This is a genomic window from Candidatus Methylacidiphilales bacterium, from assembly GCA_025056655.1.
In the GTDB taxonomy this organism is placed as follows: domain Bacteria; phylum Verrucomicrobiota; class Verrucomicrobiia; order Methylacidiphilales; family JANWVL01; genus JANWVL01.
The window spans coordinates 1-11310 of record JANWVL010000072.1 but is presented as its reverse complement, the minus strand read 5'-3'; the positions used below and the strand labels follow the sequence as shown (position 1 = coordinate 11310).

Genomic DNA, 11310 nt, shown 5'->3' with positions numbered 1-11310 from the left:
GGGAGAGGATCAAGGGGGGAGGGTAGAGAGTGTTTGGCAATGAGAAGCCAAGGATAGGAGAGAGGAAGAGCTAAGGGAAGAGGCCCTCCGCGGAGAGGGGGGAGGGGATCTCTGCGGAGGGGTGGAAAGCGGCGGGGCGCTGGGCTTTGCGCCGGAGTCCAAAAAGAAAGCGGTGAGGCGCTGGGGCTTTGTGCCGCGGCGTAGTGTAAGGAAAGCGGTGAGGCGCTTCGCTTCGCGCCGCAGTCCAAAAAGGGGGGCGGCGGTTCGCGCTGTAGTCCAGAGGGGGAGATTAGGGTTCGATGAAGCGGGAGGAGATGTTGCCGCAGGCGTCTTCGGCGCGGATGAAGAGGGGTTTGCCTTTGTCGCGGGTGACGGTGAAGGTTTCGCGTGGGGTGTCGATGATGTGGTCGTTGGGTGGGGCGGGGAGGAATTCGTGGCCGTCGGTGGAGGTGGTGACGGAGGTGATTTCGCTGGCTTCTTCTTCGATGGTGAATTCGATGGATTCTGGGCTGATGCGGTTGACGCGGATGGTGGGGGGGGTGTTGTCGACGTAGAAGATTTCTGAGGTGGCGGTGGTGGTGAGGGCGTTGGTTTTGTAGTTGGAGGGTTCGTCGGTGGCTGTGAGGATGAGGCGGTAGCGGCCGTCTGGCCAGCCTGCGGTGTCCCAGGAGAAGAGGGTTTCGTTGATTTTTTCGGCGAGGAGGTGGGGTGTGGGGTCGTCGGCTTTTTGGAAGTGGAGGGTGAAGCGGAGTTTGTCGCCGTTGGGGTCGGAGGCTTTCCAGAGTGCGGTGCGGAGGCCGCGGCGTTCTTCGGGTTGGAAGCGGTTGGTTTCGGGTTTTGGGGTGGAGGAGGAGCTGGGGGGGGTAGTGAGGTAGTTAAGTAGTTGGTCGGGGGTGACGGATTGGGGGGATGTGGGGGAGTTGGGGATGAGGTTGAAGGCGACGTTGGGGGGGAGGATGTGGAATTGGGAGATTTGTGGGGGGATGTTTTTGTTGAGGTAGTAGAGGTCGATGCGGTGGAGGGAGGTGTGGGGGGGGAGGGTGAGTTCGTATTGGATGTAGCGGGCGGGGGGTGAGGTGATGCGGCCGTTTTGGGTGGGGGTCCAGGGGTGCCAGGATTTGTCTGGGGTGGGGGTGTTGCCGGAGCGTGTGCGGGCGGTGATGGTGGGGGAGCCGTGGATTTTGAGGTGTCCCCATTGGGAGTGGATTTGGGCGTCGAGGATGGGGCTGGTGTAGGTGTGTGGAGTGTGGGGGGTGTTGGGGTCGAGGGTGTAGAGGCGGGGTGGGTTGTTGGTGGCGATGAGCCAGGATTGGGGGTTGAGGGGGAGGATGTGGGTGATGGATTCGGAGGGGAGTTTGAGGAGGCGGTTGATGGAGCGGGTGGTGGGGGTGTAGGTGTAGAGGTAGCCTGCGGGGCCTGTGCCAATGTATAGGGTGTCTTGGTGGTGGGTGAGGGTGAAGATGGTGTCGTCGCTTTCCCAGATTTTGTGGGGGTAGAGTGTGGGGAGGTGGAGGGCGTAGAGGTGGGAGGCTTTTTGTTGACTGGACTGGCGATCGGGTCGTGGGGTGGTGGGTGAGGGGTTGGTGGGGCGGGTTTGGAAGAATTGTGGGCGTGGGGTGGTGGGGAAGGAGTTTTGGGGGGTTTGGTTTTGGTTGGGGGATTGGTTGGTGGAGGGTTGTTGTGGGGTGGCGTTGGCGGAGAAGTAGATGAGGTCGGGTGGGGCGACGGCGATGCTGTTGACTTCTTGGAGGCCTGTGGCTGCGAGGACGACGGCGGTGTCTTTGGCGGGGATGAGGTAGAGGTAGCCGGAGTTGGCTGAGCCGGCGAGGAGTCGGCCTTGGGGGTCGAGGGCGAGGGTGCGGATGTGGGTTTCGTCGGAGTCGTAGTAGATTTCGGATTGGTTTTGTGGGTTGAGTTTGTAGATGATGCCGTCGGTGCCGGTGGCGATGTAGAGATTGTCTTGGGCGTCGCAGACCATGCTCCAGATGTATTTGGCTTTGGGGTCGAAGATGACGGCGGGTTTGTCTTTGCCGCGGAGTTCGTAGATTTTTCCGTCTGGGGAGGTGGCGATGTTGATTTTGCCGGATTGGCGGCGGACGATGCTGTGGATGAAGTTTTCTTGGAATTTTTCTGTGGCTTCGAGGTTTTTGCCGTTGAGGAGGTAGAGGCGGCCGTCGGTGCCAGTGCCGATCCAGTGTTTGTCGGCTTCTGGGAGGATGGCCCAGATGTTTTCGGCGGTGGGTTCTGCGAGGGGTGTGGGGAGGGGTGCGGGGAGGAGGGTGCCGTCGGCGGTGAGGGTGGTGGTGGGGTTTTCGCCGGGGGCGAAGTCGTCGTAGGTTTGGAGGGTGAAGCGTTGTTGCTCGGTGGTGTGGGTGGTGGTGGGGGTGAGGTGGAGGAGGAGGGCGGCGGTGATGAGGAGGGATGAGGTGCGGAGAGATGGATTCATGGCTTTGGTTTGTGAGGTGAGATTCGAGTGGTGGAAGTGTGGAGGAGTGTGAGGTTTTTGTTTTGAATATGCATTAGGGGGATTGGGTGGGGCGGTCAACTTGTAGGGTGAGGTCGATGAGGCCTTGGATGAGGGCGGGGAGGGGGAGTGAGGTCTCGGTCCAGATGTGGTGGGGGAGCGGTTGGGCGCGTGTGGAGGTGGTGGAGCGTTCGAGGAGTTTGAGTATGGAGGGGGGGAGGGAGGGCATGGGGCGGGTGTCGAGGATTTGGCCGATGGTGGGGGTGAGGATTTGGGCGTAGAGGGCGTTGGTGCGGCGGCGGGAGTTGAGGGTGTGGATGATGGAGGGGAGGTGGGTGGTGGAGTTGAGGCGGGGGGGTGTGTCGAGGGCGTCGAGCTCGCGTGCGCCGGCGATGCGTAGGGTGAGTTGGGTGCCGGGGCGGATGTTTTCTGGGATGGGGAGGATGAGGGTGTGGGTGTGGGTGGAGTTGGTGAGGCGTTCGCGGAGTGTGGTGGTGAGGCGGATTGAGGCTTGGCGTGGGTAGAGGTTGAAGTCGGTGGAGGCTTTTTCGATGGTCCAGATGTGTTGTTTTTCTGAGGTGTGGACGTGCAGGTCGAGTCGTGTGGCTTTGACTGGGGTGATGTCTTGGCGGTAGAGGGTGAGGAGGGGGAGGAGTTGTTGGATGATGGCGTCGAAGATTTCGAAGTCTTGGCCGGAGTGGAAGAGGGAGAGGTCGAGTGTGGGGAGGTTTTCGAGGTGGAGGGAGGCGGTGATGTCTGCGGTGAGGATGCGAGAGGAGGTTTGGTCGGAGCCTTCGAGTGCGGCGGCGAAGGCGAAGGCGAGGAGGGTGGGGGTGATGAGGGGGTGGTTGATGAATTGGCCGGAGAGTGTGGGGAGGGGTTTGTGGTTGTGTTCGCGGTGGATGGTGTAGGTGGCTAGGTGTGGGGATGGGCCGATGAGGCCGGCGATGGCGGAGAGGCGGTCTTGTAGGATGGTGCCGAGTGGGGGTCCGATGTTGGAAAGTTTGTAGGGGAGGAAGTAGCTGGGGATGGTGGAGATGATTTCTGCGTTGGCCATGGGGAATTCGGTTTCGCCGAAGGCGAACATGGGGTGGCCGAAGCCGAGGATGCGGTTGCTTTCTCGCCATGTGAGGGTGCCGGTGCCGCCGATTTGGATGTCGCCGGTCATGAGGAGGGCGGAGACGGGCGAGCCGGGCTTGAGGAGGTTGGGATTGGAGAGGGGATGGGGGGAGGGGTGGGGGTGTGGCCGTGATGCAGCGGCGGGGATGGGGATGTAGTTGTTGTTGGCGATGGGAAGGGGGAATCGGGAGAGGAGGAGTTCGGCGTTTTGTGGGGAGAGGCCGGTGTAGGTGAGGGGGATGGCGAGGGGCTGGATTTGTTGGGAGAGGAAGTGGAGGGAGTGGGGGGGTCGGGTGTGACTTATGGGGAGGAATTTTGTTTTTTGCTTGGGTGGATGTGTTGTGGTGAGGTGTGGGTAGAGCTTAGTGAAGTGTAGGGTGGTGGGGGAAGGGGAGAGGGAGGTGTTGTGGGGTGGCATCATTTGATTGACGGTGAGCATGTCTTGGATGGGGGTGAAGCCGCAGTGACCGTCTTTTTCGAAGAGGGTGATTCGGCGTGAGAGGGCGCCGGCGAGTTTGCCTTCGATGTAAAGAGGGCTCCCGCTCATGCCATGGACGGCGCCGGTGAGGGCGGTTTTTTCGTCGGTGAGTTTGGCGATGATGAGGTGGAGACCTGGGCCGAGCATGTTGTAGGCGGTGCCGAGGATTGTGGTTTGGATGGGGACAATCTCGGTGCCTTGTAGGACGGTGTAGGTGGTGCCGGTGAGGCCGGGGCGTATGTCTTCGAGTGGGAAGATGGGGGTGGTTTCAGGGGGAGAGTCTGAAGCGATAGCAGAATAGTCTGCCAATGCATGGAGATGTATTATTGTCGTAAGAAATAGGGTGAGGCTGAGTCGCCACATTAAGTGCGTATTATACTTGTAAGCAGTGGCGTGGCTAGAGGTAAGTTTTGCTGTTATTAAAAAAAAAGTGGCATAGACCGAAGTCTATGCCACCTTTGAGTGGGTTAGAAGTGATGCGGGTTAGGCGTTTTTGCGGCGAAGGCGGAAGAGGAGGAATCCGATGCCGAGGGCGATGAGGGCCCAAGTGGAGGGCTCGGGGATTGCTGTGAAGGTGAAGTTGTCTACGGCGAGTCCGGCATCGCTTCCGGTATTATCAAAATCTCTCCAAGCGATGAAGAGGATCTGACCCGGTTGCCAGTTTAAGCCTGTGATAGTGGATGTGATGCCTGCGGTGCGGTTGGCGGCGAGGTTGCCGTCTAGTGCAGCGCTGTTTGTTACTGGGCTGGGACCAACTAGGTCGAGTGGAGTGTGTGCGATCATCCCTGTGGAGGAGAGGAAGTTTGTAGGGCTGACACCCGGGGTGACATCGAATCCATAGAAGAAGGATAGGGTGTTTTGCTGATTTGTAGAGGATCGCCAGAATTCGCCGTCGTAGGTGATGGTGAATTCTGTGAGGGTGATGCCGGTCTGATTAAGTATTGCTGCGCCGAAGGCCATGGTGTTTGTACCTGACGCAAGGGCTCCGAGTGCTCGATCAGTTGAACCGTTAGGACCGTAGCTGTAGAGTCCGCCGCTGGTTGCACTTCCATCATTGGCTGTGAAGTTGGTGGCGGTGGTGCCAGCTCCCGCGATTTTGGCTCCTTGCCAACCGGTTAGGTTTGGTATGGGTGACTGTGCGCCGATAGTCGCGGAAAATGCATTTCCGACGTTGCCTGAGGAGATCAAGCCGTCGAAGTTTTCCGAGAGTGTAGAACCTGGGGTGGTGTAGTTTATGAACTGTGCATGAACTCTTGCGAGCGGTAGGGCCGCTGCAAGACCGACTAGGAGGAGGGGTGTTAGTTTTTTCATATGAGGGTAAGTTGGGTTTGTGGTTAGGGTTTTGGGTTGAGGTTATGTGGTTTGGGGTTGTCCGCAAGTGAGGGGCTTGCGGTGTTGAGGAGGTATTGAGCGAGCTGGCTGTGGGGGTAGCAGCATCGGCTCAATCCCGAGAGGGGAAATTGGTGGAGGAGTGTTGGCATAGCCGCATTTTTTTATAGTGGCAGCATAGAAAGTTTTAAGTTGTTGTCAATTAGTGTATTTAAAAATTTTTGTAACATTTGTTTATAAAGTTGGATGTGTTTAAAGGGTTGCTGCGGGTGATGGGACTTGAGTTTTAGTCATGGAGGGTTGGGTATGGAAAGGTTGTTTGTGGATGCAGGATTCGGGATGAGTTATCTGGTTGGCAATCGGGCTGTATGTAAGGGATTTTAGGGATTGGAGAAGGGATTGGGTTTTTGTTGGTCTGATGGTGGATGGTGTTGTCTGCGGGTGGTGTAGTGGTGGAGTTGGCGATTTGTTGGGAGATAGAGGATGGGGTGTCGTTTGTTTGAGTTTTATTTTGATGAATATCTTTGAGTGGGGTGAAGGTGAGGGAAGCACTAGGATTGTGTTGGGGTGGTGGTTAAGTTGTGTCAGGCATTTTTGTTGCGGCGAAGGTGGAAGAGGAGGAGGCTAATACCGAGGACGATGAGTGCGAATGTGGAGGGCTCTGGCGCAGGAGTTAAGGAGAAGTTGTCTACGGCGAGTCCGGCATCGGATCCAATATTATCTTGATCTCTCCAGGCGATGAAGAGGACTTGACCTGGTTGCCAGGAGATGCCTGTGACTGTGCTTGTAATACCTGCCGTGCGGTTGGCTGGGAGATTGCCATCGAGGGGGAAGCTGTTTCCATTTGGGGCTGGGCCGATGAGGTCGAGTAAGGGGAAGGGGATCATATTTGGGGAACTGAGGAAATTGGATAGATTTACTCCTGGGGTGACATCGAAGCCGTAGTAGAAACTAAGGGTATTTAGCTGAGCGTTAGGGGATCGCCAGAATTCACCGTCGTAAGTGATGGTGAATTCAGTGAGGGTGTGTCCTGTCAGGTTGGCGATGGCAACGCCAAAGGCCATAGTGTTGTTAGAGCTGGCTAAGGCGCCAAGGGCGCGTTCGGTGGAGCCGGCGGAGCCATAGCTGTAGAGGCCTCCGTTGGGAAAGCTTCCGTCGCTTGCAGTGAAGTTGGTGTTGATGCTAGAAGCTCCACTAATTTTGGTTCCATACCAACCCGTAAGGCCTGGAATACCGGCTTGTATGCCTGGGGTGGAGGAGAAGACATTGGGGACGTTACCTGAGGAGATGAGGTTGTCGAAGTTTTCGGATATGGTGGTTCCGAGAGTGGTGTAATTTATGATTTGGGCGTTTATGTTTTGGATCTGGAGGGTGGCCGTCAAACAGAGGAGGATGGGAGTGATTTTTTTCATGGGTTAAGTGGAGTTTTGGGGTTGTGAGTTGACATGAGTTGAGATTGCGCGGGGTGATTGGGGAGGTTTAATATTGAGTCGGTGGCAGCTTGCTCGCCTTTTAGGCGCAAGGCCGTGGGCACGGGAGCAAACTGATTGGAAAATGTTTTTGGAGCGGTAAGCGGTATTTTGGGGCTCGTCGTGGGATGAGGGGAGAGGTTGTAAGATGGGCGGTGTCGCGATGGTGCGAGTTACAATTTTTTGTAACGAGATGTGAAAAGGCAGGGGTGGTGATTTATGAAGGGGTGTGGGGGATGTTACCATAGGCAAGGGTGAGGCGCTCAACGGTGGCGAGGGTTTCACCGGCTAGGGTGACGGTGGCGTTGAAGACAGCGAGGGGGAGGCGTTCGCGCACGGGGATGACTTCGATGTGGATGGTGTCGCCTGGACGGGCTTTGCGGTGGAAGTGGGCGTTTTCTAGGGAGACAAAGAGTGGGATGGCGCCTGTTTGGGCTTTTTCTTTTGGAACGATCACTTCGATTAGGTAAAGGCAGGCCGCTTGTCCTGCGGCTTCGAAGACAATGACGGCGGGCACGGTAGGGTCCCCGCGAAAATGGCCTTGGAAGAATTCTTCTTGGCCAGTGAAGGTGTATGAGGCGTAGACACGATTGTTTTGAATGGTGGCTTTGGATAGGAAAAGGAAAGGATGCTGCTGCGGGAGGATGAGGTGAAGCTTTTCGCGGTCGTAATTTAGGGTGGCTGGAAGGGCATCGGGATGGGCTTGAGAGGCAGATGGGGAAAGTGTGGCGATTTTGTGTTGAATGAAGTTCTTTACGTCGCCGAGGGTGCGGATGTCGCGGAGTTCAGAATCTTCGATGCGCATGGAGAGGACCTCTTCGATCGTCATGACAATTTCGAGCATGGTGAGGGAGTCGATGCCGAGGTCTTCGGCAAGGCGAGTAGAGTCATTGGCGGAGCGGATTTTTTCAACGTTTTCCGGCGGCATGAAGCGGGCGATGATCCCAGTGACAATGGTGGGGACTTGTGAAAAGTCGTTGTGTTCGCGGAAAGCGATGGCGGCCTGAATTGTGGTATCGTCACATCGCTTTAGGGCGGTTTTAAGTTGCGAGAGCTGATCTTCCGTCAAGGAGGGCATAGCGGATTTTGTTAATAAAAGAGAATGGGGGGTGGTGCAATGCTTTTGTGGGGATAGAGAGCGGATATTTTCAGCGTTGTTTCTTTTAGGAATGGTGACAGTATGCGGTGCTCATGCAAAGGATGCCGGCATACGATTGGTCGCGGTGGGAGCCGAGAGATCGCGCGACGCTTTTATTTGTGCTCGATAATGAAAGGCGTAGGGTGTTGTTGATCGAAAAGAAAAGAGGCCTTGGAGCGGGGAAGGTGAACGGACCGGGAGGCCGCGTAGAAACTGGCGAGACGCCTGAAGATGCCGCTGTGCGGGAGACACAGGAGGAGATCGGGATAAGGCCGCTTGATCCGGTGTTAATGGGGGAGTTGAGTTTTCAGTTTCGGGATGGATATGGGCTTTTTTGCAGTGTGTTTGCGGCTTGCAGGTATGAAGGGGAATTGGTGGAGACGGCAGAAGCTAAGCCTTTTTGGGTTGAGCAGGAGGCAATTCCTTACGAGCGGATGTGGAAAGATGATGCATTGTGGTTGCCCTTATTATTGCGAGGTCAGAGGTTTCGAGGATGTTTTTATTTCGATGGTGATGAGATGCTGGAGCATCGGATCGAGATCGTGGAGCAATTTTAGAGTTGAGACGTTTAGGGAAGTCTATGGTTAACACAAATTTTTGGTGGCGATTTGGGACCTCGTTGGCGTTGTGGGCAGTGGTGTTTGGTTTGATTTTTTCAGGTTGGAACTTTGGGTCGTGGGTGGTGCTCACCCTTTTTGGGCTAGCGGCGCAATGGGAATTTTACAGGGCTCAGGAGGAAAAACATTTGCGCGTCTATAAACACAATGGGATTTTTTGTGGGCTACTGTTGTTTTTGGGGGTCGGGTATTTTTTGGTGTTGAGGCCTGAGCAAGCGGGGAATTTTGGGTTGTTTCAAGAGCTGACTTTTGTGGTTTTGATCATATCAGTCTTGATACGACTTGTTTTGGTTCCAGAACCTAACTCGACTCCGATTTTGACAGTGGCTTTGACGGTGTTTGGCTTTTTTTATGTATCGTATTTGTTTAGCTTTGCTGCATTGCTTTCCTACAGCATCCACGCAGAGGTAGAAGGGCGATTTTTGTTGCTCTATTTGCTTATAGTGACGAAGTTTACGGATATGGGAGCCTATTTGACAGGGATGCTCATAGGCCGCCACAAGATGATACCGCACATCAGTCCTAAAAAGACTTGGGAAGGTTTTGTCGGGGGATTAGTATTTGCGATCACCGTCAGCGTAGCCTTGGCGTATCTGTTCCCCAACGGCTTGAAGCTTTTCCACTCTTACCATGCTTATGCGCTGGGACTTTTACTTGCACTAGCTAGTGTCGTGGGGGATTTGGCGGAAAGTGTGGTGAAACGAGACGCTCATATTAAAGATTCAGGCAAGTCGATTCCCGGTATTGGTGGGGCGCTGGATTTGATTGATAGTCTTCTTTTTACCGCACCGGTGCTTTATTTCTATTTGAAGTTTATCTTACTGCCCCCATGATGAGTATGAAAAAGCGCGTCGTCATCCTTGGCTCAACGGGTTCGATAGGTCAAAGCGCTCTTAAGGTCGCTCGAGATTTGCCTCAACACATGGAGGTTATTGGTCTGGCGGCACATCGGCAAGTGGATGCGTTGCTTGCACAAGCTCATGAATTCAAGCCACAGGCGATTTCCATTTCGGATGAAACGTTATACCCTGTGCTTCGCTCAGAGGCTCCACGGCAAACAAAAACCTTCTCCGGTGCGTCGGGATTGATTGAACTAGCTACCCTTGCCGATGCGGATCTCATCCTGATCGCGATCGTCGGCACTCAAGGGTTGCAACCCGCTCTTGCTGCTATCCGTTCAGGCAAAGACATCGCCGTTGCGAGCAAAGAAATTCTCGTCATGGCAGGTGAGATTGTCATGCGTGAGGCAGAAAGACACAACGTTCGCGTGCTTCCTGTAGATAGCGAGCACAATGCTATCTTTCAATGTTTGGAAGGTCATTCTCACAAACACATTTCGCGCCTTATTCTTACAGCTTCAGGAGGTCCGTTCCGGCAATCCTCAGCAGAGGAGATAGCGCGCGCTACTCCAGCACAAGCTTTGCGGCATCCAACATGGAAAATGGGCGCCAAAATCACCATAGACTCTGCGACTCTTTTTAATAAAGGCCTTGAAATGATCGAGGCGCGTTGGCTCTTTAATGTTCCGATCGACCGGGTGGATGTCCTTATCCATCCGCAGTCCATAATACATTCCATGGTTGAATTTATCGATGGCTCACAGCTTGCTCAGATGAGCCATACCGACATGTGTTTCCCGATCCAATATGCGATTACTTATCCTGAACGTCTTCCCAATACTCTACCACCGCTCGATCTCACACAAATTCGCGCACTTACCTTTGAGCCTCCTGACCCGGTTCGCTTTCCTGCTATAAATCTTGCTCGGCAGGCGGGTCAGATTGGCGGCACACTGCCTGCAGTCTTCAACGCCGCCAACGAAGTTGCTGTCGCTGCTTTTCTCGACGAAAAAATCCCTTTCCCTGCGATATGGGAAACGGTATCAGCCACCATGCAAGCACACGCGCCTACTCTCCATCCGCATCTAGAAGAAATTCTTCAAGCTGATGCATGGGCGCGTGAATATGCTCGCGCACATCTTCATCTGGATTGTTCTCCTGTTGTTTTATGATTCACAACCTCCTCATCCTCATTGAAGTCATTTTGCTTTTTAACCTTCTCATCCTCGTTCATGAGCTCGGCCATTTCTTAGCGGCCCGCTGGCGAGGTCTTTACGTGGATCGCTTTGGCATTTGGTTTGGAAAACCGATCTGGCAAAAAAAAGTGGGCGACGTCACCTACTCGATCGGCTGTATTCCTGCAGGTGGATTTGTCTCGATCCCCCAAATGGCGCCCATGGAGATTATCGAAGGGAAAATTGAAAACGAAAAACTCAAAGAGCTTCCTCCAGCTCCACCTCTGGATAAAATCATCGTCGCTGCGGCCGGTCCGTTATTCAGCTTCCTGCTTGCCTTTGTTTTTGCTTGCATCATTTATTTCGTTGGCCGTCCGACATCCGAATCGGAAACGACCACGACTGTAGGCTATGTGATTCCGGAATCGCCAGCGGCCAAAGCTGGCATTCAACCTGGCGACCAAATCCAAAAGATAGACGGTCACGCTGTTCACCGTTTCCGCGGTGCGGGGGCATCCATCACGTGGCGCATCATTAGCAGCGAAAACGAAACGCTCACGATCGATCTTTTACGGCAAGGACAACCGCTTACCTTGCAAGTCACGCCTGAGCGTCACAGCACTCAATTTTGGGAGCGGCGCGGCCTTCGCTACATCGGGATTTCTCCCGCGATCAGCTTGAT

Annotated in this window: 13 protein-coding genes; 4 read left to right on the top strand and 9 right to left on the bottom strand. The window is 54.8% G+C overall.

Annotated elements, in window-relative coordinates; all coding sequences use genetic code 11:
• From NZM04_04230 to NZM04_04190, 9 genes are all read right to left on the bottom strand, one after another.
• The coding region (locus NZM04_04230; protein ID MCS7063243.1) for a hypothetical protein at positions 1-248 on the bottom strand (248 nt) is incomplete at its 3' end.
• A 41-nt stretch (positions 249-289) separates the two neighbouring features.
• Positions 290-2545 carry a WD40 repeat domain-containing protein gene (locus NZM04_04225; GenBank protein MCS7063242.1) on the bottom strand — a complete coding sequence of 752 codons (2256 nt, stop codon included), beginning with the start codon at positions 2543-2545 and terminating at the stop codon, positions 290-292.
• Positions 2520-4424 (bottom strand): sporulation protein SpoOM, encoded by a 1905-nt coding sequence (locus NZM04_04220; protein MCS7063241.1) that lies wholly within the window; start codon positions 4422-4424, stop codon positions 2520-2522. The genes NZM04_04225 and NZM04_04220 overlap by 26 nt, the downstream gene beginning before the upstream one ends.
• A gap of 120 nt (positions 4425-4544) precedes the next feature.
• Complete coding sequence (locus NZM04_04215; GenBank protein MCS7063240.1) at positions 4545-5372, bottom strand: PEP-CTERM sorting domain-containing protein; 828 nt, start codon at positions 5370-5372, stop codon at positions 4545-4547.
• Between the two features lie 23 nt (positions 5373-5395).
• Positions 5396-5542, bottom strand: coding sequence for a hypothetical protein (locus tag NZM04_04210; GenBank protein MCS7063239.1), 147 nt, complete (start codon positions 5540-5542; stop codon positions 5396-5398).
• 100 nt (positions 5543-5642) lie between these two features.
• Positions 5643-5942 carry a hypothetical protein gene (locus tag NZM04_04205; protein MCS7063238.1) on the bottom strand — a complete coding sequence of 100 codons (300 nt, stop codon included), beginning with the start codon at positions 5940-5942 and terminating at the stop codon, positions 5643-5645.
• A gap of 32 nt (positions 5943-5974) precedes the next feature.
• A complete protein-coding gene (locus tag NZM04_04200; GenBank protein ID MCS7063237.1) occupies positions 5975-6802 on the bottom strand; it encodes a PEP-CTERM sorting domain-containing protein in 828 nt (275 codons plus the stop codon).
• A gap of 3 nt (positions 6803-6805) precedes the next feature.
• A complete protein-coding gene (locus NZM04_04195; GenBank protein MCS7063236.1) occupies positions 6806-7105 on the bottom strand; it encodes a hypothetical protein in 300 nt (99 codons plus the stop codon).
• Complete coding sequence (locus tag NZM04_04190; GenBank protein ID MCS7063235.1) at positions 7077-7937, bottom strand: phosphopantetheine-binding protein; 861 nt, start codon at positions 7935-7937, stop codon at positions 7077-7079. The genes NZM04_04195 and NZM04_04190 overlap by 29 nt, the downstream gene beginning before the upstream one ends.
• Before the next feature lie 113 nt (positions 7938-8050).
• Between NZM04_04190 and NZM04_04185 the strand changes: the two genes are divergently transcribed.
• The 4 genes from NZM04_04185 to NZM04_04170 all read left to right on the top strand — a co-directional run.
• Complete coding sequence (locus NZM04_04185) at positions 8051-8554, top strand: 8-oxo-dGTP diphosphatase (GenBank protein MCS7063234.1); 504 nt, start codon at positions 8051-8053, stop codon at positions 8552-8554.
• 23 nt (positions 8555-8577) lie between these two features.
• Positions 8578-9447: a phosphatidate cytidylyltransferase gene (locus NZM04_04180; protein MCS7063233.1), complete on the top strand. Its 870-nt coding sequence runs from the start codon at positions 8578-8580 to the stop codon at positions 9445-9447.
• Positions 9448-9452: 5 nt separating this feature from the next.
• Positions 9453-10625 carry a 1-deoxy-D-xylulose-5-phosphate reductoisomerase gene (locus tag NZM04_04175; GenBank protein ID MCS7063232.1) on the top strand — a complete coding sequence of 391 codons (1173 nt, stop codon included), beginning with the start codon at positions 9453-9455 and terminating at the stop codon, positions 10623-10625.
• Positions 10622-11310, top strand: a 689-nt coding sequence (locus NZM04_04170; protein ID MCS7063231.1) for a M50 family metallopeptidase, incomplete at its 3' end; no start/stop codon positions are given. The genes NZM04_04175 and NZM04_04170, both read left to right, overlap by 4 nt.

Coding starts and splice junctions, on each gene's coding strand:
- NZM04_04200 (MCS7063237.1), bottom strand. CDS start 6,802: ATGAAAAAAATCACTCCCATCCTCCTCTGTTTGACGGCCACCCTCCAG.
- NZM04_04180 (MCS7063233.1), top strand. CDS start 8,578: ATGGTTAACACAAATTTTTGGTGGCGATTTGGGACCTCGTTGGCGTTG.
- NZM04_04190 (MCS7063235.1), bottom strand. CDS start 7,937: ATGCCCTCCTTGACGGAAGATCAGCTCTCGCAACTTAAAACCGCCCTA.
- NZM04_04195 (MCS7063236.1), bottom strand. CDS start 7,105: ATGGTAACATCCCCCACACCCCTTCATAAATCACCACCCCTGCCTTTT.
- NZM04_04185 (MCS7063234.1), top strand. CDS start 8,051: ATGCAAAGGATGCCGGCATACGATTGGTCGCGGTGGGAGCCGAGAGAT.
- NZM04_04220 (MCS7063241.1), bottom strand. CDS start 4,424: ATGTGGCGACTCAGCCTCACCCTATTTCTTACGACAATAATACATCTC.
- NZM04_04175 (MCS7063232.1), top strand. CDS start 9,453: ATGAAAAAGCGCGTCGTCATCCTTGGCTCAACGGGTTCGATAGGTCAA.
- NZM04_04210 (MCS7063239.1), bottom strand. CDS start 5,542: ATGCCAACACTCCTCCACCAATTTCCCCTCTCGGGATTGAGCCGATGC.
- NZM04_04215 (MCS7063240.1), bottom strand. CDS start 5,372: ATGAAAAAACTAACACCCCTCCTCCTAGTCGGTCTTGCAGCGGCCCTA.